At 59.4% G+C, this 21941-nt stretch carries 20 protein-coding genes; 10 read left to right on the top strand and 10 right to left on the bottom strand.

Going from position 1 to position 21941, the window contains the following annotated elements; all coding sequences use genetic code 11:
- Nucleotides 1-48: 48 nt before the first annotated feature.
- The 3 genes from DQN55_RS05550 to DQN55_RS05540 form a co-directional block, all read right to left on the bottom strand.
- Nucleotides 49-1383 carry a dicarboxylate/amino acid:cation symporter gene (locus tag DQN55_RS05550; RefSeq protein WP_048377915.1) on the bottom strand — a complete coding sequence of 445 codons (1335 nt, stop codon included), beginning with the start codon at nucleotides 1381-1383 and terminating at the stop codon, nucleotides 49-51.
- Nucleotides 1384-1678: 295 nt separating this feature from the next.
- Nucleotides 1679-3025 (bottom strand): ATP-binding protein, encoded by a 1347-nt coding sequence (locus DQN55_RS05545; protein WP_048377916.1) that lies wholly within the window; start codon nucleotides 3023-3025, stop codon nucleotides 1679-1681.
- A complete protein-coding gene (locus DQN55_RS05540; protein WP_048377917.1) occupies nucleotides 3022-3699 on the bottom strand; it encodes a response regulator in 678 nt (225 codons plus the stop codon). The genes DQN55_RS05545 and DQN55_RS05540 overlap by 4 nt, the downstream gene beginning before the upstream one ends.
- A gap of 181 nt (nucleotides 3700-3880) precedes the next feature.
- Between DQN55_RS05540 and DQN55_RS05535 the strand changes: the two genes are divergently transcribed.
- The 6 genes from DQN55_RS05535 (at nucleotide 3881) to DQN55_RS05510 (ending at nucleotide 10774) form a co-directional block, all read left to right on the top strand.
- The gene (locus tag DQN55_RS05535) at nucleotides 3881-4621 is read left to right on the top strand and encodes a 4'-phosphopantetheinyl transferase family protein (protein WP_048378444.1); all 741 of its coding nucleotides are present in this window, start codon (nucleotides 3881-3883) and stop codon (nucleotides 4619-4621) included.
- Between the two features lie 73 nt (nucleotides 4622-4694).
- Nucleotides 4695-6449 (top strand): sensor histidine kinase, encoded by a 1755-nt coding sequence (locus DQN55_RS05530; RefSeq protein WP_048377918.1) that lies wholly within the window; start codon nucleotides 4695-4697, stop codon nucleotides 6447-6449.
- A gap of 4 nt (nucleotides 6450-6453) precedes the next feature.
- Nucleotides 6454-7779 (top strand): sigma-54-dependent transcriptional regulator, encoded by a 1326-nt coding sequence (locus tag DQN55_RS05525; protein WP_048377919.1) that lies wholly within the window; start codon nucleotides 6454-6456, stop codon nucleotides 7777-7779.
- Nucleotides 7780-7962: 183 nt separating this feature from the next.
- Nucleotides 7963-9285 carry an MFS transporter gene (locus DQN55_RS05520; RefSeq protein WP_048377920.1) on the top strand — a complete coding sequence of 441 codons (1323 nt, stop codon included), beginning with the start codon at nucleotides 7963-7965 and terminating at the stop codon, nucleotides 9283-9285.
- A 409-nt stretch (nucleotides 9286-9694) separates the two neighbouring features.
- Complete coding sequence (locus DQN55_RS05515) at nucleotides 9695-9991, top strand: hypothetical protein (RefSeq protein ID WP_048377921.1); 297 nt, start codon at nucleotides 9695-9697, stop codon at nucleotides 9989-9991.
- Between the two features lie 162 nt (nucleotides 9992-10153).
- Complete coding sequence (locus DQN55_RS05510) at nucleotides 10154-10774, top strand: flavin reductase family protein (RefSeq protein WP_048377922.1); 621 nt, start codon at nucleotides 10154-10156, stop codon at nucleotides 10772-10774.
- A 3-nt stretch (nucleotides 10775-10777) separates the two neighbouring features.
- Here DQN55_RS05510 and DQN55_RS05505 read toward each other — a convergent pair whose 3' ends face one another.
- Together DQN55_RS05505 and DQN55_RS05500 are read right to left on the bottom strand one after the other, a co-directional pair.
- A complete protein-coding gene (locus DQN55_RS05505) occupies nucleotides 10778-11011 on the bottom strand; it encodes a hypothetical protein (protein WP_048377923.1) in 234 nt (77 codons plus the stop codon).
- Between the two features lie 41 nt (nucleotides 11012-11052).
- Entirely contained in the window at nucleotides 11053-11382 is a 330-nt protein-coding gene (locus DQN55_RS05500; protein ID WP_048377924.1) for a putative quinol monooxygenase, read from the bottom strand.
- Nucleotides 11383-11715: 333 nt separating this feature from the next.
- On the opposite strand from DQN55_RS05500, the gene DQN55_RS05495 reads away from it, so the two are divergent.
- The gene (locus tag DQN55_RS05495; protein WP_048377925.1) at nucleotides 11716-12645 is read left to right on the top strand and encodes an AraC family transcriptional regulator; all 930 of its coding nucleotides are present in this window, start codon (nucleotides 11716-11718) and stop codon (nucleotides 12643-12645) included.
- Here DQN55_RS05495 and DQN55_RS05490 read toward each other — a convergent pair.
- Nucleotides 12640-14277 carry a 5-guanidino-2-oxopentanoate decarboxylase gene (locus DQN55_RS05490; RefSeq protein ID WP_048377926.1) on the bottom strand — a complete coding sequence of 546 codons (1638 nt, stop codon included), beginning with the start codon at nucleotides 14275-14277 and terminating at the stop codon, nucleotides 12640-12642. The genes DQN55_RS05495 and DQN55_RS05490 overlap by 6 nt on opposite strands.
- A 111-nt stretch (nucleotides 14278-14388) precedes the next feature.
- Here DQN55_RS05490 and DQN55_RS05485 point away from each other — a divergent pair, with 111 nt between their 5' ends.
- Nucleotides 14389-15276: a LysR substrate-binding domain-containing protein gene (locus DQN55_RS05485; protein WP_048377927.1), complete on the top strand. Its 888-nt coding sequence runs from the start codon at nucleotides 14389-14391 to the stop codon at nucleotides 15274-15276.
- A gap of 64 nt (nucleotides 15277-15340) precedes the next feature.
- On the opposite strand, the gene DQN55_RS05480 is transcribed toward DQN55_RS05485, so the two are convergent.
- Nucleotides 15341-15955, bottom strand: a complete 615-nt coding sequence (locus DQN55_RS05480) for an NAD(P)-dependent oxidoreductase (RefSeq protein ID WP_048377928.1) — start codon at nucleotides 15953-15955, stop codon at nucleotides 15341-15343.
- 54 nt (nucleotides 15956-16009) lie between these two features.
- Nucleotides 16010-16894 (bottom strand): MBL fold metallo-hydrolase, encoded by an 885-nt coding sequence (locus DQN55_RS05475; RefSeq protein WP_048377929.1) that lies wholly within the window; start codon nucleotides 16892-16894, stop codon nucleotides 16010-16012.
- A gap of 113 nt (nucleotides 16895-17007) precedes the next feature.
- Here DQN55_RS05475 and DQN55_RS05470 point away from each other — a divergent pair, with 113 nt between their 5' ends.
- Together DQN55_RS05470 and DQN55_RS05465 are read left to right on the top strand one after the other, a co-directional pair.
- A complete protein-coding gene (locus DQN55_RS05470) occupies nucleotides 17008-17913 on the top strand; it encodes a LysR family transcriptional regulator (protein WP_048377930.1) in 906 nt (301 codons plus the stop codon).
- A 472-nt stretch (nucleotides 17914-18385) separates the two neighbouring features.
- A complete protein-coding gene (locus tag DQN55_RS05465; protein WP_048377931.1) occupies nucleotides 18386-19903 on the top strand; it encodes an MDR family MFS transporter in 1518 nt (505 codons plus the stop codon).
- A 63-nt stretch (nucleotides 19904-19966) separates the two neighbouring features.
- Here the strand turns inward: DQN55_RS05465 and DQN55_RS05460 are convergent, their stop codons facing one another.
- Together DQN55_RS05460 and DQN55_RS05455 are read right to left on the bottom strand one after the other, a co-directional pair.
- Nucleotides 19967-20794, bottom strand: a complete 828-nt coding sequence (locus DQN55_RS05460) for a hypothetical protein (RefSeq protein ID WP_048377932.1) — start codon at nucleotides 20792-20794, stop codon at nucleotides 19967-19969.
- 110 nt (nucleotides 20795-20904) lie between these two features.
- A complete protein-coding gene (locus DQN55_RS05455) occupies nucleotides 20905-21903 on the bottom strand; it encodes an NAD-dependent epimerase/dehydratase family protein (RefSeq protein ID WP_048377933.1) in 999 nt (332 codons plus the stop codon).
- Between the last annotated feature and the right edge of the window lie 38 nt (nucleotides 21904-21941).

The raw sequence follows: 21941 nt of genomic DNA, 5'->3' as shown, positions 1-21941 counted from the left end.
CACGCATAAAAAAACCCATCCGAAGATGGGTTTTTTGTGTGCCTGAACTTACTTCAGCAACGAAGGAGCCGGGCCTTCGGCTACACCCAGATCGTCTTGGGGGCCTGTATTTTCCAGTGGGCGACCACCGGAGTTCAGTTCCACTTGCAGCTGGTCTTCGTCCAGTTCTTTAACCCACTTGGCAACCACCAGCGTGGCAACCGCGTTACCTACCAGGTTGGTCAGGGCACGGGCTTCAGACATGAAGCGATCGATACCCAGGATCAGCGCCAGACCGGCAACCGGCAAGTGGCCCACGGCCGAAAGGGTCGCCGCCAGCACGATAAAGCCACTGCCGGTCACGCCTGCAGCACCTTTGGAAGACAGCAGCAACACCAGCAACAGCGTGATCTGGTGCGTGATGTCCATGTGGGTATCCGTCGCTTGTGCGATGAACACGGCCGCCATGGTCAGGTAAATCGAGGTGCCGTCGAGGTTGAACGAGTAGCCGGTCGGAATCACCAGACCCACCACCGACTTTTTCGCGCCCAGACGCTCCATTTTCACCAGCATGCGTGGCAGCGCTGATTCCGAGGAGGATGTGCCCAGTACGATCAGCAGCTCTTCACGGATGTAGCGGATCAGCTTGATCACGCTGAAACCATGGGCCCGGGCAATACCGCCCAGCACCACCAGCACGAACAGCACGCACGTGATGTAGAAGCAGATCATCAACTGGCCCAACTGCACGAGCGAACCCACGCCGTAAGCACCGATGGTGAACGCCATGGCGCCCAGGGCACCCAATGGCGCCAGCTTCATGATCATATTGATGATGTTGAACATCACGTGGGCAAAACGATCGATGAAGTCCAGAACCGGCTTGCCGTATGCACCCAGGCGATGCAGGGCGAAGCCGAACATGACCGAGAACATCAGCACCTGCAGGATGTCGCCATTGGCGAACGCCCCCACAATGGTCGACGGGATCACATTGAGGATAAAGCCAACGATGCTCTGATCGGCACCGGCAGTGACGTAGGCCGCGACTTTGGAAGCGTCCAGCGTGGTTACGTCAATGTGCATGCCGGCACCCGGCTGAACCACGTTGACAACGATCAGACCGATCAGCAGCGCGATCGTCGATACGACTTCAAAGTAGAGCAAGGCATAACCGCCGGTCTTGCCAACCGATTTCATGCTCTGCATACCGGCAATGCCGCTTACCACCGTACAGAAAATGATGGGCGCGATGACCATTTTGATCAGTTTGATGAAGCCATCGCCCAACGGTTTAAGGGCAACCCCGGTTTCCGGGTAGTAATGGCCGAGCAAAATACCGAAAGCGATCGCTACGATCACCTGTACGTACAGGGATTTGTACAGTGGCTGACGAGTCGTCATTGTCAATTTCCTCAAGTGCGTCACTGCGTCGTCATTCCATCTGAGACCGGTGACACCTAAAGCGCGAACCCTCCTGTACTTGGAGGGATTTGTTGTGTCGGGCTGCTCTGGTGGCAGACCTCTCGCACTTATTGCAAGGCACGGGCCACATTGGGCAAATGCTGCTCAATGGCCTGTAGCGCCTAACCTTGTAAGAAATTACAGATGCTTTTTGTAAGAGACATGTTGGCGGATTCCCGCCCATTCAGCGGGATGAGGCGAATGATATGGCGGATATCCGCCTCCTCGAGGCGCATCAGTCCACCAGAAAGTGAATCCGAAAGACCGCCCCCCCCAAAGGGGAATCATCCAGGGTCAGTTGCGCGTCATAGCTTTCGATAATGTCATTGACCACAGCCAGGCCAATGCCCTGCCCCGGGTGTTGACGGTCCAGACGCTCACCGCGGCGCAGTATCCGCGCCCGCTGGTCCGCAGGAACGCCCGGGCCGTCGTCTTCGACGCAGACGTCAATCCCTTGGGGCCGGTATTGCAGGCTGATCCGCACCTCCCCCAGACACAGGCGGTAAGCGTTTTCGAGCAGGTTGCCGAGCAGTTCGAGCAAGGCGTTTTGCTCGATAGGGACATAGCTCTGTGGAGGGATGTCGTAGCTGACTTTGACCCGCTTGTCGCGATAGACCTTGTCCAGTGTGTTGCACAGGCTTTCCACAACAGGCAGCAACTCCACCTGATGACGCACCAAGCCGCTTTTACGCAGGCTGGCGCGTTGCAACTGATAGCTGATTTGCTGGTTCATGCGTTCGATCTGGGTTTGCAACACCCAGGCCTGCTCACGCTCAGCCGGACGCTGAGCCATGCTTTCGCTGACCCCCTGCAACACTGCCAGCGGTGTTTTCAGGCTGTGGGCAAGGTCGTCGAGTGAATCACGATAGCGCGCACGCTGCTCACGCTCGCTTTGCAGCAAACGGTTCAGCGAGCCGGTCAGGCGCAGTAATTCGCGGGGATGTTGTTCACTGAGGCTCTGGCGCGCACCGGTTTCAATCTGGTCCAGTTCCTGACTCAAACGGCGCAGCGCACGCAGGCCCCAGGTCAGGCCGATCCACAGCAGCGCCAGCAATACGAACAGGGCGGCGCCAAATCCCAGGTAAAGATTCTCGCGAAGCCCGGCGAGGGTCATGTTGTATTCGTGCATGGGTTGCAACGCGACAAAACTGAAAGCCGCACTTTTGCCACCCAGCAGTTTGACCTCCACGTCGTAGACAAAAAACTCTTCGCCGTCACTTTCGCGAATGCTCGCAAACTCGTTGCCACGTCCGTCGTAGCGCGGTTTATAGCTGATGGGTTTGTCTTGCGTGGCCCGCGAGCGCCAGACCAAATGGCCCTCGCGGTCATAGATGTAGCCCAACAAACGACTGTCAGGCAGGTCGAACTGTTCATCCGGCAACAGGACCGGCATTTTGAGATGACCTCTTTCGACCTTGGCCGCCGAAATCAGGGTGGTCACATCAGATGCCAAGCGTTGCTCAATGGCATCCTTGAGGGCCAGGCTAAAGGCCCCCTGCATGGCGGGTAACAGCGCCAGCATAAACAGCACGGCCAATAGCGTAGCCGCCAGCATCAACCGAACGCGAAGCGAACGGATCATTGGCAGCGCTCAGTAAACAGATACCCCAGACCGCGTACCGTATCGATTGGCTTAAAGCCGTTTGCCCCCTCAAGCTTGCGTCGCAGGCGCCCTACCAGCACCTCGATCACATTCGGATCACGCTCCTCGTCATCCGGGTACAGCTGTTCCATCAGGCGGTCCTTGGCAACCACTTGCTGATGATGGCGCATCAGGTATTCCAGTATCCGGTACTCATAAGCCGTCAGCGCCAGCGGCTCACCATCGAGTACTGCCTGCTTGCGATTGATGTCCAGTACCAGCTCGCCGGCCACGATGGTCGATTGGGTGAAGCCACTGGAGCGACGCAGCAGCGCATTCAGGCGGGCCTCCAGCTCTTCGAACTGGAACGGCTTGACCACATAATCGTCGCCCCCCGCCGCCAGCCCTTCGACTTTGTCCTGCCAGTTACCGCGTGCGGTGAGGATCAGGATCGGGAAGGTCTTGCCCCGTGCGCGCAGTTGACGAATCAGCTCCAGCCCGCCCATACCCGGCAAGCCGAGGTCGATCATGGCCAGGTCATGATTGAATTGTTCGGTCTGGTACAGCGCCTCTTGCGCATTGGCCACGGCCTCGACCACATGACCGCTTTCCCGCAGACGGGTTTGCAGGTGATGGCGCAATAAGGCTTCATCTTCAACCACCAGCAGTTTCATCACACTCTCCCCTGCCAAATCCGCGCCCTGAAGGGCGTATGCCCCCTGTCGAGCCTGCACTTATACAGCTTAGCCAGCTTAGCCGGTTGGCCCTGAACACTCTCTGAACGCCTTTTTAACACCCCGGCCAATCATGACAGGCTACTACCCAGCGTGGTTCAGAACCGGCAAAATGCCCGGCATGAATTCTCTCCCCGCCTTGCCTGCCTGCTGCACGCCACTTTGCGCCGACTGGCCGCTGCCCCATGCGTTGCCCGGCAGCATGTGGCTCAGTACCTGCTTCAACCCAGACCACCTCGCTGCAGATGACTTTGCCCGCAGTGCCATTGACAAGCCTGCGAGTATTCAACGCTCCGTAGCCAAACGCCAGGCGGAATTTCTCGCCGGCCGCCTCTGTGCCCGGGCCGCCTTGCTGCAACTGGACGGCACCCGCGCCACCCCCGGCATCGGTGATGACCGCTCTCCTGTGTGGCCTGCGCATATCTGCGGGAGCATCACCCATAGCAACGGTCGTGCAGCCGCCCTGGTGGCTCACAAGGATCAATGGCAAGGACTGGGCATCGACCTCGAGAACCTGCTCAGCACCGAACGCGCCCAACGCCTGGCCAGCGAAATCCTCACCGGCCCCGAGCTCCAACGTATGACCGCCGGACCTGCTGCCGATATCGCGCTGTTGGTGACCTTGACCTTTTCGGTCAAGGAAAGCCTGTTCAAAGCCTTGTTCCCGCTGGTGAAAAAGCGCTTCTACTTCGAGCATGCCGAAGTCCTGAGCTGGACTCCCCAAGGCCACGTTCGCCTGCGATTGCTGACCGATCTGTCTCCTGAATGGCATCACGGCCGAGAGCTGGACGCACAGTTCTGCCTGTTCGAAGAGCAGTTGCTGAGTCTGGTCGCAATCAGGGCTGCATCTGCGGCAGACTGAGGTCACTTCCTGAGCAGATGCGCCTGCGGTGCCGTGCTATCGTTTGCGCCCCCTAATCGAGCGGTTGCCCCCTATGCCCGTGACGTCTCGCTATCTGCGTGTTGCGCTCTACAGCCTGTTTATCCTGGCCGGGGCGGCGGTTGCGGGAAGCTGGGCAATGCGTCAGGCCGAACAGCACACGCTGGAAGAAAGCGCCCGCCGTGGCCCCGAGCAACTGAGTCTGTACGCCAATTCGCTGCACACCTTGATTGAGCGCTACCGTGCGCTGCCTGCCGTCCTGGCGCTGGACGCAGAGCTGATCAATGCATTGAGCCAGCCCGTCACTCCTGAAATACAGGCCGGGCTCAACCAAAAGCTGAAGCGGATCAATGGGGCGGCACAGTCCTCGACCCTGGAGCTGCTCGACAGCACCGGGCTGGCCGTAGCAGCCAGCAACTGGGACACACCCACCAGTTATGTGGGGCATAACTATGGTTTTCGCCCCTATTTCAGCCAGACCCGCAGTCAGGGCACCGGACGCTTTTACGCGGTAGGTGTGACCAGCGGCATACCAGGTTACTTTTTGTCCAGCGCGGTGCTCGATGCCAAGGGTCGGTTCCTGGGGGCCATGGTGGTCAAACTGGAATTCCCGCAACTGGAACGCGAATGGAGCCAGGGCAACGACACGCTCTTGGTCAGCGATGCACGAGGCATCGTATTTATTGCCAATGACCCCGCCTGGCGCTACCGCTACCTGCGTGAGCTGAGCGATGACGATCGCAGCGAAATTTCCAGCACGCGCCAATACCACAAGCAACCGCTAACCCCCATGGCTACCCGCACCCTGCGCAGCTTTGGCGACAACAGTTACCTGATGCGCGTCAGTGGTCCGCAAGGTCCCGAAGATTACGTATGGAATTCGCTGCCGCTCACGGCCGAAGGCTGGACCCTGCACCTGCTGCGTCGTCCCGTGGTGACGGCCGAAGACAGCCGCAATGCAGCGCTGGCGGCCATCGGCCTATGGCTGACGTTGGTGTTTCTGGTGCTGTTTTTGCTGCAACGCTGGCGCCTGGCACGGATGCGCCAGCGCAATCGCGAAGAACTGGAACAACTGGTCGAAGCCCGCACCCGGGATTTGCGCACCGCCCAGGATGGGTTGGTGCAATCGGCCAAACTGGCCGCGCTGGGGCAGATGTCAGCCGCGCTGGCCCATGAGATCAATCAACCGCTAACCGCCCAGCGCATGCAACTGGCCACCCTGCGCCTGTTACTCGATCATGGTCGCATCGAAGAGGCGTATAAAGCGCTCACGCCGCTGGAGCAGATGCTCACGCGCATGACCGCCCTCACCGGGCACCTCAAGACCTATGCACGACAAAGCCCCAGCGGCTTGCGTGAACGACTTGATCTGGCGCTGGTCGTCGACCAGTCCTTGCAACTGCTTGAGCCTCGACTAAAGGAAGAACATATCGACCTGCACGTGAACCTGATACGTCCGGCATGGGTCCGCGGCGATGCGATCCGCCTGGAGCAAGTACTGATCAACCTGCTGCGCAATGCCCTTGATGCGCTGCACGACAAACCCCGCAAACGTCTGGAGATCCATATCGAGGCCCGGCAACAGCACTGGAACCTGAGCGTCAGCGACAGTGGGGGCGGGATAAGCGAGGCGTATTTGGGTAAAGTGTTTGACCCGTTCTTCACCACCAAGCCCGTGGGTGACGGACTGGGCCTTGGGCTGGCGGTGTCTTACGCCATTGTTCACGAACTCGGCGGTCGCCTGACCGTCTGCAACCATGCTGATGGGGCGCAATTCACCTTGACGCTGCCGACCGCAGAGGACCTTTGAAAACATGCTCAACTCGGTGATCGTGGTCGATGATGAGGCCAGCATCCGCAATGCGGTGGAGCAATGGCTAAGCCTCAGCGGGTTTGACGTGCAATTGCACGGTTGCGCCGAAGACTGCCTGAGCCGGCTGCCCACGCATTTTGCCGGGGTGATCGTCAGCGACGTACGCATGCCGGGCATGGGCGGCATGGCCCTGCTCAACCGCTTGCAGCAACTGGACCCGGACCTGCCGGTCATTTTGCTGACCGGGCACGGCGATGTGCCAATGGCCGTCGAGGCCATGCGCGATGGCGCCTATGACTTTCTCGAGAAGCCCTTCAGCCCCGAAGCGCTGCTGAGCAGCCTGCGGCGGGCCCTGGAAAAGCGCCAGTTGGTGCTGGAAAACCGCCGCCTGCATGAACAGGCCGATCTGCGTGAGCAGATCGACGGACGTCTGCTCGGCGTATCCCGCAGTTTGCAGACCCTGCGTCGACAGGTGCTGGATCTGGCGCCACTCCCGGTCAATGTTCTGATCCGGGGCGAAACCGGCAGCGGCAAAGAACTGGTCGCTCGCTGCCTGCATGACTTTGGCCCACGGGCCGACAAACCTTTCGTGGCGCTGAACTGCGCGGCCATCCCCGAACAACTGTTCGAGGCCGAACTGTTTGGCCACGAGAGCGGTGCCTTCACCGGCGCCCAGGGCAAACGCATCGGCAAGCTGGAGTATGCCGACGGAGGTACGTTGTTTCTGGATGAGATCGAAAGCATGCCACTGGCCCAGCAAGCCAAATTGTTGCGGGTGTTGCAGGAGCAAAAGCTGGAGCGGCTCGGTTCCAACCAGAGCATCAAGGTAAACCTGCGTGTAATTGCCGCGACCAAGCCCGACTTGCTGGAAGAAGCCCGGGCCGGACGCTTTCGCGAAGACCTGGCCTATCGCTTGACCGTGGCCGAGTTGCGCCTCTCTGCACTGCGTGAACGCCGCGAAGACATTCCAGTTTTATATGAGTTCTTTTCCCGCACCGCCGCCGAGCGACTGGGCCGTGCCGCAGCGCCTTTGTCCGGTGCGCAACTGTCACGCCTGCTGAGCCACGACTGGCCGGGTAACGTCCGGGAACTGGCCAACGTTGCCGAGCGTCAGGTGCTGGGAATGGGCGAACCGCAAGTGGATGATATCGACAGCGGCCAATCACTGGCGGCCCAGCAGGAGGCCTTTGAAGCCCAATGCCTGCGTGCCGCATTGAATCGTCACAAAGGCGATATCAAGGCAGTGCTCACGGAGCTGCAACTGCCGAGGCGCACCCTCAACGAAAAAATGCAAAGACATGGCCTCGTACGTGAGGCCTTTCTGTAGAAAGCCCCCAATAGGCGGATTTCCGCCTATCACCACCCTGCCAATCAGCGGATTCCCGCTCACCAACACCTATAAAAGCCTTATAAATCAATAAATTATCCGTTGGCACAACTCCTGCTAATAGACCTGCAAGCTCGCGTTTCAACACGCGATAAAAAAACAAATAAGAGAAGGATCCATTTAATGGATAGTTCAAGCACCCTGCCTGTCGGGTCTGCCTCGGCGACACCTCAAGTCAAGACCACCTCCAGCCGCATCAAATCGATTTTCAGTGGTTCCGTCGGCAACATGGTCGAATGGTACGACTGGTACGTTTACGCTGCATTCTCGCTGTATTTCGCCAAAGCGTTTTTCCCTAAAGGCGACACCACCGCCCAGTTGCTCAATACCGCCGCGATCTTCGCCGTGGGCTTCCTGATGCGCCCGATCGGTGGCTGGCTGATGGGCCTGTACGCCGACCGCAAAGGCCGTAAAGCCGCATTGATGGCATCGGTGTTGTTGATGTGCTTCGGCTCGCTGCTGATCGCCCTGTCGCCCGGTTATGAAACCATTGGCGTCTGGGCTCCGGTCCTGCTGGTTTTCGCCCGCTTGCTGCAAGGCTTGTCGGTGGGTGGCGAATACGGCACCTCGGCCACCTACCTCAGCGAGATGGCAACCAAGGAACGCCGCGGGTTCTTCTCCAGCTTCCAGTACGTCACCCTGATCTCGGGCCAGCTCATCGCGCTGGGCGTACTGATCGTGCTGCAACAAACCCTGACTGAAGAGCAACTGTACAGCTGGGGCTGGCGTATTCCGTTCGTGATCGGCGCGCTGTGTGCCGTCGTGGCGCTGTACCTGCGACGTGGCATGGAAGAAACCGAGTCGTTCAAAAAGACCAAGGTCAAAGCCAAAGAAAGCGCCATGCGCACCCTGCTGCGTCATCCTAAAGAGCTGATGACCGTTGTGGGCCTGACCATGGGCGGTACGCTGGCGTTCTACACCTACACCACGTACATGCAGAAGTACCTGGTGAATACCGTAGGGATGAGCATCTCGGACTCCACGACGATCTCGGCCGCTACGTTGTTCCTGTTCATGTGCATTCAACCCATCGTCGGCGCGTTGTCGGACAAAATCGGCCGTCGTCCGATCCTGATCGCATTTGGTGTATTGGGTACGCTGTTCACCGTGCCGATCCTCACTACCTTGCACACCATCACCACCTGGTGGGGCGCGTTCTTCCTGATCATGGCCGCGCTGATCATCGTCAGCGGCTATACCTCGATCAACGCTGTCGTAAAAGCCGAGCTGTTCCCGACCGAAATCCGTGCGCTGGGTGTTGGCCTGCCGTATGCCTTGACCGTATCAATCTTCGGCGGCACCGCTGAATACATCGCGCTGTGGTTCAAAAGTGCAGGTCTGGAAACTGGCTACTACTGGTACGTAACCGCTTGCATCGCCTGCTCGCTGCTGGTGTACGTGACCATGAAGGACACCCGCAAACACTCGCGTATCGAAACCGACTAAGCGCCAGGGCTGACGCCCGAACTGCCCCCGTACCTGCGGGTGCAGAGCGTTGAAGGTCTAGAAAAGCCCAGCCATTACCGGCTGGGCTTTTTCGTTTTAACACTGCCAACGCCTCGCCTGATGCCTGCCTGGCCTTGGATTACCCGCGCCCAGCAGGCCGAATGCCAAGCATTAACGATCCGTTAACCTGGCTCGGCCATTCTTCTCGACACAACGCCCCTCTCAATGCCGACCGACGCCAAGGCTCGTTGCCCCCTTGTGCGTACTCAGTGCGGCGGTGAGGCCGCCCCCTTAAACATCTAATAATTCGATTGTTAAGCTCAAATTTATGCGCTTTTTAATCATATTAATCGGCGTAACCTTAAACCCATACCCACTTCATCTTCGACTACGCAACAGGAGCACGACCATGAAAACTCGCCTGATTCTCGCCGCAGCCCTCTCGGTACTGGCCTTCAACAGCTTCGCAGCCGATGGTTTTGATCGCACCCACTCTTCGAGCTTCGCTGAAGATGGCTACAGCCGTACCGGTTCCGCCACAATCGCCGCCGATGGCTATGACCGTACCGGTTCTGCGACCTTTGCTGAAGACGGCTTTGACCGCACCCATTCCGCGACCTTTGCTGAAGACGGCTTTGACCGCACCCATTCTGCGACCTTCGCTGAAGACGGTTATGACAAAACCCACGGCGCACGTTTCAGCTAACACCTAAAGCGGCACTCCAGCCCGGCCTCGGCCGGGCTTAGTCATTTTTGGCGTCAGTAAAAATCTTCGCGATGAGGTGCCAGCGTCAATCTTGTTTTGTCATTCGTCCAAATGCCTTGCACTATAGAGGCCCTCTATCTCAGCCGTTTTCGGACAATCCCCATGCATGACGATATCCATTACTACGAACCTTCGCAGGGCCATGGCCTGCCTCATGATCCGTTCAACGCCATCGTCGGGCCTCGCCCCATTGGCTGGATTTCGTCACACGATGCCCAGGGCCGGCTGAATCTTGCGCCGTACAGCTTTTTCAACGCGTTCAACTACATTCCGCCAATCATTGGGTTTTGCAGTGTGGGGCGTAAAGACAGCCTCAATAACATTGAGCAAACCGGCGAGTTCGTATGGAACCTGGCGACGCGCCCGTTGGCCGAGGCCATGAACCAAAGCTGTGCGATGGTCGGACCTGAAGTGGATGAATTTGAGCTGGCCGGACTGACCACAGCGCCTTCACGCGTGATCAGCGTGCCACGTGTCGCCGAGACACCGGTGTCGTTCGAGTGCAAGGTGACGCAGATCATTCAGCTGCAGCGGGCCGATAAAGCGCTCGTGCCAAGCTGGCTGATTTTGGGGGAAGTGGTGGCGGTTCATATCGCCAGGCATCTGCTCAAGGACGGGATCTACGACACGGCAGCAGCAGAACCGATTTTACGCGGCGGCGGCCCGGCGGATTATTTCCAACTGGGCCCCGAAGCCTTGTTCAAAATGCATCGCCCACGATAACGCTTACCAGATCAGCTCGGCGTCTTCAGTGACCCCTTGCAGGGCCTCGAGTTGTTCGGCAGCGGCTGCATCGGCCTGGGTCGCTGTCTTGAAGGTTTGCTCCAGCAGGACTTTGTGAAAGCGCGGCGCTCCACCTTCGTACAGGGCCTTAACGGCAATCGCCGCGTGGTAAACCCCTGGTTCTACCGGGACAACGGCAGATACTGCTTCAAACTGTGCAAATTCTTTACGCGCCATGCTTCACATTCCGGCCAGTTAAAAACCGGCATTCTACCCGCTTAACTGGCACGCATCTGCAACGGAACGGGCAACGCTTTGCTGAAGGTCTGAAAATCCAGACTGTCGACGACCTGTAGCTGCAGCAGTTTGCTGTACACCTCCATCGTCGTGGAGTTGAAGTAAGCCTGCATCGATGTCTCATCCAGCCAATACCCGACCACCCGCCACACCAATGGATCGCTATGGCCATGCTGCAAGGCAAAGTGCAGGCAACCCGGGGTGTTAAGGGTGGGTTCGATCATCTGGTTCAAGCAGGCCTGCACTTGGTCCGAGCACCCGACGCGTGCGCGAACCAGGGTCATGTGGCTGACAGCATTTGGCTGGGGCATGGTGGCCTCCACAAAGAAAAGTGGCGTGAGGGGGAGGTTCAAAGCTTAAGGCTCAACGAATCGCATCGTTAGTCGATTCCTGCGCCTGGCTTGCACGATTCTGCAAAACCGCATTGATCCAGGGCCCAGTACCTGGCGGCAAGCACCTCGGCCACCCGCATGATTTCGAGCAATGCAGGCCTGCTGAAAGGCGCTCGGCAGCTCAGTACCCTTTGGCACTGGCAGGATCAGGCAAGGTTGCAGCAGAAATCGGCTACCCCTGAGCCTTGCACAAACTTAAGCTATGGCTTCTTGCTGCCCTACGGGCCCACTGCCTGAATCAGGAGATGCCCCATGTCACTGCCGGAGCCTGCACGCCCTGCGCTCGACCCTGAGCTTGAAGCCCGACGCGTAGAGCTGGCCGACCTCATCTACCGCCACACCGGCGAGGATGGCACCTGTGCCACGGGGGTCGAGTCGCTGTTTGTCTCGCGTTACAGCGAGTCCAACGATTTTGCCCCTAGCTTGCCGCAACCGGCACTGTGCGTTCTGGCCCAAGGGCGCAAAGAAGTGCGTCTGGCAGATGAGGATTTTGCCTACGACCCCCTCAACTACCTGGTGGTGTCAGTATCGATGCCCATCAGTGGCCGCGTGGTGGAAATCTCCCCGGAGCGACCGGTGTTGGCCCTTCGCCTGGATATCGACCCGGTGGAGATCACCACGCTGATCAGCGAGGCGGGGCCCATCGGTGTCCCGTCACGCCCTGGCGGCCGCGGCCTGTATGTCGAGCCCATCGATCAACTGATGCTGGACGCCCTGCTGCGCCTGACCCGTTTGCTCGACACCCCCAAAGACATCGCCATGCTTGCGCCCCTGATCCGCCGCGAGATCCTGTATCGCCTGCTGCGCAGTCCCCAAGGCTACCGGCTGCATGAAATTGCCACCGAAAACAGTCAAACCCACCGTGTAAGCCGTGCGGTTGCCTGGCTCAACGGCCATTTCGCACAACCGCTGCGCATCGACAACCTGGCCCGAGAGGCCAACCTCAGCGTCTCGACCCTGCACCATCGCTTCAAGGCGATGACCGCCATGAGCCCCTTGCAATACCAAAAACAACTGCGCCTCAACGAAGCCCGCCGGCTGATGTTGAGCGAGGGGCTGGACGCATCGGCCGCAGGCTATCGCGTGGGTTATGAAAGTCCGTCGCAATTCAGCCGCGAGTACAGCCGCCAGTTCGGCGCACCACCGGTAAGGGATTTGGCGCGCCTGCGCATGCAGCTATAGCGCCAGCGATTGCTGCCACTGCTGCTCATTCACCTCGATCACGCTGGGGCTCTGACGGTCACCCGCGCTGGACAGTGCAGCACGCAATTGTGCTTCGCCCTCTACCGACTGCGCCGCACACCCCAGGGCCCTGGCCACGCCAATAAAGTCCGGGGTGTAGATGTCGACCCCCACCGGTTCGATGCCACGGTTGAGCATGTATTTTTTGATTTCACCGTAGCCCCGGTTATTCCAGAGCAGCACGATGATCGGCGTACGTGCTTCAACGGCGCTGGCCAGCTCGGCCAGGGTAAATTGCAAGCCGCCGTCGCCGATCAGGCATATAACCGGGCCACCCGGCTTCCCCCCGGCACGCCGTCCCAACCAGGCCCCCACCGCAGCCGGCAAGGCATAACCCAAAGTGCCGTAACCGGTTGAAGAGTTAAACCAACGGCGGGGCTGCTCCGGGTTGAACGTCAGGTTGCCGGTGTACACCGGTTGGGTCGAGTCCCCCACACAGACGGCCTCTGGCAGCACCTCGAACAGCGTCTGCAAAAAGCGCGTTTGAGCACGGGTGGGCGCATCCCATTCAGCCTCCAGCTCTGCACGCAGACGCATGACCCGCGCCCCGCCCCACTCGCTTGAGGGCACAACACAGGCCTGCATGCCGAGACTGGCCAGCAACGCTTCTGTGGCCACGCGGGCATCAGCCACCAGCGCCAGCGTCGGCGGATAGTTGCGTACGGTTTGATCGGGGTCGATGTCGATACGCAGCAAGGCACCAGGAATCTCAAAACCGCCGGCAAACGTTATGTCGTAATCGGTTTCGGCCAGCTCAGTGCCAATCGCCATCACCACATCGGCCTCAGCCACCAGCGCCCGGGTCGCTACCAATGACTGGGTAGAGCCGATCAAGAGTGGATGGTCCGATGGCAGCATGCCTTTAGCGTTGATGGTCAGTGCGACGGGGGCACCCAGTTGCTCGGCCAGACGGATCAATGCAGGCGCCGCTTCAATCGCGCCACCACCGGCCAGGATCAACGGACGCCGGGCCTGGGCCAGTCGCTGGCTCATCTGCTCGATCGCTGCCGGAGCCGCCCCGGCGCGGGCGATGCTGACGGGCTGACTGACCAGCAGCGCGTCAGCGTTTTCCACCAGTACATCCAAGGGGATTTCGATATGCACTGGGCGCGGGCGACCCGCCTGAAACACGGCAAATGCCCGCGCCAGTACCCCCGGCAACTCGGCGGCCGACATCAATGTATGGGAAAAAGCCGCAACACCGGCTACCAGCGCGCCCTGATTCGGCAGCTCATGCAACTTGCCGCGCCCGCCTCCGAGCTGGCTGCGGGACTGCACGCTGGAGATCACCAGCATCGGGATAGAGTCGGCATAGGCCTGGCCCATGGCCGTGGTGATATTGGTCATGCCCGGCCCGGTGATAATGAAGCACACACCCGGTTTGCCGCTGGTACGGGCATAACCGTCAGCCATGAACCCGGCGCCCTGCTCATGGCGCGGCGTCACGTGGCTGATCGTCGAATCCGCCAGCCCACGATATAACTCAACGGTGTGCACGCCCGGGATACCGAATACCTGTTCGACCCCGTACGCCTCCAGTAACTTGACCAATACTTCGCCACACGTCGCCATCTGCACAGTCCTGTTGTTGTTCTCGTCTGAGCTATTGAAGCCGCCACGTGTGGCGCGCACAACGCAAAACTGCGCATACTAGCCATGTCCTGGGCTCATGGCTGAACTGCGATGAAACGTCTACCGCCACTTCCTGCGCTGCATACTTTTGTAATCACGGCCCAATGCTGCAACTTCACCCGTGCTGCCGAGCAGTTGTGCATCACCCAAGGTGCGGTAAGCCGGCAAATTGCCGGGCTTGAGGATCAACTGGGTTACCTGCTGTTCCATCGCCAGGCCCGTGGCCTGAGCCTGACCGAACAAGGCCAGGCGCTGTATCCGCGCATCGAGCAGGCGTTCGACTTGATCGGCGAGGCCATCGAGTACGCCAGCATTCGCCGCACCCCGCTGCAAATCAAAGCCCCCACCTGCATGCTGCGCTGGCTGCTGCCCAAGCTGCTGCAATGGAAAAAACTGCACCCGGACATGCCGGTAGAGCTGACCAGCAGCGTGCAGCATGGCGTCGATTTTCGCCGCGAAGCCTTCGATGCCGCCGTGGTGTACAGTCCACAGCCAGGCCCGCGGCGCGAAGGCCAGCACTTGTTCGACGAACAACTCACCCCGGTTTGCGCCCCGGACTTGCTGGAAGGCAGCCAAGCCATCAATAGCCTGAAAGACCTTGAACGACACACATTGCTGCATCCCAGTCGGGACCAACAAGACTGGACCCACTGGCTGAATGCGGCTGGGGGCGACGTGTCACTGATTCGTCAAAGTCAGTATTTCGACACCCTGGACCTGGCCATGACCGTTGCCGCCCAAGGTAATGGCGTGGCCATCGGTGATTGGGCGCTGATCGGCGACGACCTCAAGGCCGGGCGCCTGGTCATGCCGTTCGACTTGAAGATACGTACCGGCGGCGCCTATTACATGCTGTGCTCGCCGCGTAACGAACCCTCCCCGCCGCTGCGTGAGCTGATGGCATGGCTGCTGAAGCAGGCACAGGAACAAGCGTCGTAAACGTAAGGAGGACACGCGCGCCCGACACAGGACGGCGCGCCCTGAATGTTCGGCAGACAGCAGGTCAATACCCCACCGTAAAACGCTGACGCGAATGCCGAGGCTGTTCAACCTCGTCCAGCATCGCGATGGCGAAGTCCGCGAAAGTGATCCAGCTTTTGCCTTCAGTACTGACCAGCAGGTGGTCTTTGCCCAAGCGGAAGATGCCTGTGCGCTCCCCCTCTACAAACTCGGCAGACGGTGACAGAAACGTCCAGTCCAGCTCTTTTTCGGCGCGCAAGGTTTCCAGATAAACAGCACCTGCCGAAGCTTCAGCCTTATAGGCATCCGGGAAGCCCGGGCTGTCGAGGACGCGTGTGCCGTCCGGCAACAACAGCGAAGCGGCACCACCAACGAACAGCAAGCGCTTGACCCCGGCCCCCTTCACCGGCTCGATGATTGCGCCGGCGGGCAAGGTCGAGAAATGAGCCGCACTGAGCACGACATCGTGGCCAGCCACGGCATGTTGCAGGGCGTGGGCATCGTTGATGTCCACGTCTTTGCTCACGACACCGGCCCGCTCGCCCAGCCTGGAGGCATGCCGGGCGATAGCGGTGACACGATGCCCGCGACGCAGGGCTTCTTCCAGCAATTGGCTACCGGCACGACCGGTAGCTCCGAGAATGGCTATGTTGCTCATGATGTGCTCCACGGTTTGATTACGCGGGATCAACCCGCAAGGGTCGTACTCAGATCACCACTTCATTTCGCCCTTGGCGACTTTAGCGCTCAATTCCAGCGAAGAGACCTCACCCAGATCCGGGTAGCGTTGTTTCATCGCGGCGATCAACTCGTCAGCATTGTTGGCTTTGACCGCGTGTTCATCGAACGCCTTGATGTAGTCACGGGTGAAGTGCACCGAGCTCAATGAACGATCGTTCGCACCCAGGTAATGGCCCGGCACCACGATCGAAGGTTGCAGGCTGTCGATACGCTTTAAGGTCGCCAGCCATTGTTTGTGCGATTGCGGGGTTTGAGTGTCGGCCATCCACACATGAAGGTTGTCGGCCACGACCACGCCACCCACCACTGCCTTGAGTGATGGAATCCACACGAAGCTGCGGTCTGGCTGGCGGCTGTTGAGACCCACGATGTCCAGTTCCTGACCTTCAAGATCCAGGGTATTGCCCTTCAGGACGTCGGGCACGATCAGTTTGCGGGGAGCATCTGTCCCCATCTGCGGCCCCCAGAACGCCAGTTTTGCATCCTTGGTCTTGACGATGTGCTCAACGGTGGGAGCTGAGGCCACAACCTGTGCGTCCGGAAATGCCTGCGTCAGCGTATCCAGGCCGAAGTAGTAATCCGGATCGCCATGGCTGATATAGATCTGGGTGAGGTGTTTACCACTGGCGCGGATTTTGTCGACCACCTGCATGGCCTGAGCCTTGCCGAACTGGGCATCAACCAGAATCGCGTCTTTCTCACCGCTGACCAGCACCGAAGAAACCGGGAAAATCGCAGTGGCTCCCGGGTTGTAGACATCCAGGGTCAAAGGCCCCGGCGCGGCCAGGGCGTGGGCGGCGAAGCTCAGGGCAATCGCGCCGAACAGGTGACGAGGGAGCATTGAAAATCCTGTCATGGTGTTTTTCCAGGTTCATGGCCCGCAGCGGGCAGTGGACAGAGCTTAGTTGCCCGATCACCAACAAAAAATGCGATGCTTCGACATAGTTTGTTTCAGATATCGGGCAGATCATGGATCGTCTTATCGCAATGCGCGTGTTCGTCACCGTCGTGGATCTTGGCAGCCAATCAGCTGCCGCTGACCAACTGGACCTCTCGCGACCCGTGGTATCGCGCTACCTGGCCGAGCTGGAAGCATGGGTTGGCGCGCGTTTGATGCACCGCACTACGCGCAAGCTGAGCCTGACGACAGCCGGCGAGGAAACCCTGCCACGCTGCCGACAAATGCTCGAGCTGGCCGATGAGCTGCAGGCTGCCGTCACCCTGCCCGGCGATGCACCGCGAGGGTTATTGCGCATCAGTGTCAGCACCTCGTTCGGCCAGGCGCAATTGGCCGCTGCCGTCACCGACTATGTGCGTCTTTACCCCGAGGTCAACGTCGACCTGCAAATGCTCGACCGCACAGTGAACCTGGTGGATGAGCGTATCGATCTGGCAATTCGCACCAGCCATGAGCTGGACCCGAGCTTGATCGCTCGTAAGCTGACTGTGTGCCGCTCTGTGCTCTGTGCCTCGCCGGCGTATCTGCGTGAGCACCCCGCTCCGCAAGAGGTCGAAGCACTCAGCCGGCACAATTGCCTCAGCCATTCCTATTACGGCAAAAGTCTGTGGCATTTCACCCGCAACGGCGAGGACGTGTCTGTTCCGGTCCAGGGCAACATCACCGCCAACGAGGCCAGTACATTATTGAGCGCGGCCCTGGCGGGTGCAGGTATTACGCTGCTGCCCAGCTATCAGGCAGCAACCTATGTGCAACGCGGCGAACTGGTACGCCTGCTGCCCGAAGCCGAACCCCGGGTCATGACCATTTACGCGGTGTATGCCTCGCGCAAACAGATGCCCGCCACGCTGCGCAGCATGCTCGACTTTCTCGCAAGCCGTTTCACCGACCCTCCGGAGTGGGATAAGGGTTTGTAGCGAGTAGTCCATTTGAGGGATGAAACGCGCCAGCACCACTCGTACAACTGGCAGGGCAAGTGCGAGGGTCTGAGCTAGCCTCAACGGTGTGAAGTCTAGGTCTGACTCCGATGGTTAAGGAGAAATGAGTGCCATGACTACTAAAACAAAAACCAGATGCATGACCGTGTTTATCGTATTTGCTGTCGCAGTATTGTTTGCAGGCGCTTGCTACCGCGCCGAGCAAACACGGCAAGCCGGATTGACCGCCAGTTGTCAGGGCGGACACTGCTATTCGTTGAACGCCACGTTCAGCGCTCTGAGGTAAGGAAGCCCCGGAGTATCAGGCCGGACTGACCCGTCAGTCCGGCTTGCTCAATACCCATCGCTCAAAAAAGGTATTCGGGCACTGAAAAAAAACACCTTTCAAGTACACTGCCCGGCACAGCCACCACAGGCTTGTCGCCCTGTGGCCTTGTCCTGCAGGTGCTCAGTGACCAACCTGAATCAACCCCCACAATCCAGACCCGCCATCCGCAGCATCCTCCTCGCCCTGATGCTGGCGATTTTTCTGGGTGCTCTGGATCAGACCATTGTCGCCGTCTCGATCCCGGCCATCTCTGCTCAGTTCAAGGATGTCAGCCAACTGGCGTGGGTGATTTCCGGCTACATGGTAGCCATGACCGTAGCGGTTCCGATCTACGGCAAACTCGGGGACCTGTACGGGCGGCGGCGCCTGATGCTGTTTGGCATGGGCCTGTTCACCCTTGCTTCGCTATTTTGCGGACTCGCGCAGAACATGGAACAACTGGTGCTGGCGCGGATCATCCAGGGGATTGGGGCCGGTGGAATGATTTCAGTGAGCCAGGCAATCATCGGCGATATCGTGCCGCCCCGTGAACGCGGGCGCTATCAGGGCTATTTCAGCAGCATGTATGCGGTGGCCAGCGTGGCCGGCCCCGTGCTCGGCGGCTATATGACCGAGTACCTGTCATGGCGCTGGGTATTCTGGATCAATTTGCCATTGGGGCTGGTGTCGTGGTGGATCGCTCATCGCACCCTGGTCGGGCTGCCGATTCCCCAGCGCAAACCGGTCATCGATTATCTGGGCACCGTGCTGATGATTGTCGGCCTGACATCCTTGCTGCTGGGTATCACATTGATCGGCCAGGGCCACAGCTGGCGCGATGATCAGGTGCTGGCACTGCTGGCGGCAGCGCTGATGGCACTGATTCTGTTTGTGTGGCACGAACGCCGCACCCCGGAACCTCTTCTGCCCATGCACCTGTTTGCCAATCGCAATGCGGTGCTGTGCTGGTGCACGGTGTTCTTCACCAGTTTTCAGGCGATCTCACTGATCGTACTCATACCGCTGCGCTACCAAAGTATCACGGGCGCCGGGGCCGACAGCGCCGCATTGCACCTGCTGCCCTTGGCAATGGGCTTGCCCATGGGTGCTTATTTTGCCGGGCGCATGACGTCGGTGACCGGCTACTACAAACCGATGATCCTGACCGGTGCGATGATGATGCCGCTGGCCATTCTCGGCATGGCGTTCAGCCCGCCGAATGCAGAGCTGCTAAGCGGCGTATTTATGCTGCTCAGCGGAATCGCGGCCGGCATGCAGTTCCCGACGTCGCTGGTAGGGGCGCAGAACTCAGTAGAACAGCGCGATATCGGGGTATCCACCAGTACCACCAACCTGTTTCGCGCCTTGGGCGGTGCCGTCGGCGTGGCATTGATGTCGGCCTTGCTCCTCGCGCTGCTTCACGGCACGTTGCTGACCCCTGTGGCCGGGCAAGCACTACTGGGAGAAGGCAGCTCGGGCAACGTCCTGCTCGACAGCCTGAACGCTGCTCAGGGCCCCGCCCTCGATCATTTGCGTCAGGAACTGCAGCAGACGTTCCGCCACTTGCTGAGCATCAGCGCAATGATCTCGCTGCTCGGATTATGCGCAGCGATCGCAATGCCCAACCAGGTCTTGCGCGGGCGAGAAGACAAGGCCCGGTAATCCCCGGGCTGACTAAGGGGCGCTGCGCACCATCGCAGCCTGCGGCAGCAGCTAACAGAGCCTTTAGCGGGCGCTGATCTGTTTTTGCAGGTTCTGAATCTGGCTTTGCAGGGTGTTGATATTGCGTGTCACTTGACCGCGAAACGCATCGAACTCGGCGGTGCTGGCTCCCTGGGTCGGGGCCGGACGGGTTTCCAGCTCGCTTTTGAGCACGATCAGGTCTTGCTCCAGGCGTTGAACAGCGGCCCCCGGATTGCCCTGTTTTTTCAGGGCCGTGACATCAGCGCTCAGACCTTTGATCTGAGTATCCAGCCGGGCCTGTTCTGCAACGGCACTTTTCAGCGTGGCCAACTCGGCTTCAAGTTTGGTCTGGCTTTCTTTTTGAGCGGTCACCTGCATCAGCATTGCGGCATTTATTTGCTCAAAACGCTTGTCCAGCTCCCCTTGCTGACCCGTCACCGCAGTTTGCTGACGCTTGCCCTGTTCAAGCAGTTGCTCTTCGAGCTGCCTGATTTGCAGCTTCAGGGCTTCACTGCCGTTGTTGAGGTTCGACTCGCTCGCAACCACCTTCCCGCTGATCGCCTGCAAGCGTCCCGCGGCGTCTTCACTGATCCGCGCAAAGCTTTCCTGCGTGGCCACCAGTTGCTGCTCCATCAACGAAATCTGCTGAAAACTCCACCATCCCAGCCCGGCCATCGCCAGCACCAAGGCACAGATCAATGCCCACAAAGGTCCAGTACTCGGGCCCTTGACCTTGACCACCGGCGTGTCGCGCGAGTAGACCGCGGTGCGCTCCCGCGCCCCGGCAGTCGGCGCCAGCGGGGCGTCGTCGTCCACCGTGGCACGCAAGGTCGGCACATCATCAAAGTCGTCGCGGGAATCGTTACGCATGGCAAAACCTTTTCTAAACCTGAGTAAAAGCTGAATGGCCAGAGTATAAACCGCCGACTCTTGCCCTAGATCGTCCTTGGACAGCCGATAGCCGCTTCAGTGCTGCCCCCTCAACGGTAAGTCGTTTCCTGGGCTTTCCACCAGCCGCAAAACTCGTCGAGCGCCGCCCACAGGCTGACGTTGGGCGTGTAGTCGAGATAGTGCCGGGCACGACTGATGTCGAGCGTGAAGTCCTTGTCCATCATCTGTGCGCCCAGTCGTGACAAGGCCGGTTCCGGCTGGCCGGGCCACAGCTTGCAGCCGGCTTCATTAAGCGCTCCCAGACTGTAGGACAGGCCAAACCCCCGATAACGCGTAACCTGCGGTACGTTCATCTGGCGCATCACGTAATTGATCACATCCCACAGCGGAATCGGCGTGCCATTGCTGATGTTGTACGCCTTGCCCAACGCTGAACCGGTCGCCAGCAAGCTGCTCAATAAAGCTTCGTTAAGATTCTGCACACTGGTGAAATCGACCTTGTTCAGGCCATTGCCGACGATAGCTACACGGCCTTTGCGCTGCAATTTCAACAAGCGCGGAAAAAGGCTCATGTCCCCGGCACCCGTGACGAAGCGCGGGCGCAGGGCGATCACCTCAAGCCCGAACTCCTGGGCGCCGAACACCTTTTGTTCCGCCAGGTTTTTCGTCGCGGCATACGGGTATTTGAAACGCTTGGGAAGTTGTTCTTCCGTCAACCCCACGTGCGAGCGGCCATCGAAATACAGTGACGCGCACGACAGGTGCACCAAGCGGCGCACGCGCTGTTTCAGGCAAGCCTCCACCACGTTTTCGGTCACCAGCACGTTATCGCGGTGCAAATCCTGAGCGCGTCCCCACGCTCCCGCTGCCCCCGCGCAATGCACCACTGCGTCGACATCCACACACAGATCGCGCACCAGCAAACCATCAGTCATGTCACCCGGGATAAACTCAGCCCCGCGTCGCACCAGATGTTCGACACCTTCAGCCCGTGGCCCGCTGACCCGCACGTCAAAGCCTTGCTCCAAGGCAAAACGCGCAAAGCGTCCGCCAATAAAGCCGCTCGCGCCAGTGACCAGAATTTTCATCAATCGCTCCAAATGCTGTAATTCGTGTTGCCTGCTGT

The sequence above is a fragment of the Pseudomonas taetrolens genome (assembly GCF_900475285.1).
In the GTDB taxonomy this organism is placed as follows: Bacteria; Pseudomonadota; Gammaproteobacteria; order Pseudomonadales; family Pseudomonadaceae; genus Aquipseudomonas; species Aquipseudomonas taetrolens.
Note: the sequence above shows the minus strand (reverse complement) of the source record. Positions and strands in the feature narration are given on the sequence as shown.

Bases quoted from the DNA above. Each gene is read 5' to 3' on its own strand.
- DQN55_RS05540 (WP_048377917.1), bottom strand. From the start codon at position 3,699: ATGAAACTGCTGGTGGTTGAAGATGAAGCCTTATTGCGCCATCACCTG.
- DQN55_RS05495 (WP_048377925.1), top strand. From the start codon at position 11,716: ATGTCACTGCCGGAGCCTGCACGCCCTGCGCTCGACCCTGAGCTTGAA.
- DQN55_RS05525 (WP_048377919.1), top strand. From the start codon at position 6,454: ATGCTCAACTCGGTGATCGTGGTCGATGATGAGGCCAGCATCCGCAAT.
- DQN55_RS05490 (WP_048377926.1), bottom strand. From the start codon at position 14,277: ATGGCGACGTGTGGCGAAGTATTGGTCAAGTTACTGGAGGCGTACGGG.
- DQN55_RS05530 (WP_048377918.1), top strand. From the start codon at position 4,695: ATGCCCGTGACGTCTCGCTATCTGCGTGTTGCGCTCTACAGCCTGTTT.
- DQN55_RS05515 (WP_048377921.1), top strand. From the start codon at position 9,695: ATGAAAACTCGCCTGATTCTCGCCGCAGCCCTCTCGGTACTGGCCTTC.
- DQN55_RS05510 (WP_048377922.1), top strand. From the start codon at position 10,154: ATGCATGACGATATCCATTACTACGAACCTTCGCAGGGCCATGGCCTG.
- DQN55_RS05475 (WP_048377929.1), bottom strand. From the start codon at position 16,894: ATGACAGGATTTTCAATGCTCCCTCGTCACCTGTTCGGCGCGATTGCC.
- DQN55_RS05460 (WP_048377932.1), bottom strand. From the start codon at position 20,794: ATGCGTAACGATTCCCGCGACGACTTTGATGATGTGCCGACCTTGCGT.
- DQN55_RS05520 (WP_048377920.1), top strand. From the start codon at position 7,963: ATGGATAGTTCAAGCACCCTGCCTGTCGGGTCTGCCTCGGCGACACCT.
- DQN55_RS05485 (WP_048377927.1), top strand. From the start codon at position 14,389: ATGAAACGTCTACCGCCACTTCCTGCGCTGCATACTTTTGTAATCACG.
- DQN55_RS05535 (WP_048378444.1), top strand. From the start codon at position 3,881: ATGAATTCTCTCCCCGCCTTGCCTGCCTGCTGCACGCCACTTTGCGCC.
- DQN55_RS05455 (WP_048377933.1), bottom strand. From the start codon at position 21,903: ATGAAAATTCTGGTCACTGGCGCGAGCGGCTTTATTGGCGGACGCTTT.
- DQN55_RS05500 (WP_048377924.1), bottom strand. From the start codon at position 11,382: ATGCCCCAGCCAAATGCTGTCAGCCACATGACCCTGGTTCGCGCACGC.
- DQN55_RS05480 (WP_048377928.1), bottom strand. From the start codon at position 15,955: ATGAGCAACATAGCCATTCTCGGAGCTACCGGTCGTGCCGGTAGCCAA.
- DQN55_RS05545 (WP_048377916.1), bottom strand. From the start codon at position 3,025: ATGATCCGTTCGCTTCGCGTTCGGTTGATGCTGGCGGCTACGCTATTG.
- DQN55_RS05505 (WP_048377923.1), bottom strand. From the start codon at position 11,011: ATGGCGCGTAAAGAATTTGCACAGTTTGAAGCAGTATCTGCCGTTGTC.
- DQN55_RS05550 (WP_048377915.1), bottom strand. From the start codon at position 1,383: ATGACGACTCGTCAGCCACTGTACAAATCCCTGTACGTACAGGTGATC.
- DQN55_RS05470 (WP_048377930.1), top strand. From the start codon at position 17,008: ATGGATCGTCTTATCGCAATGCGCGTGTTCGTCACCGTCGTGGATCTT.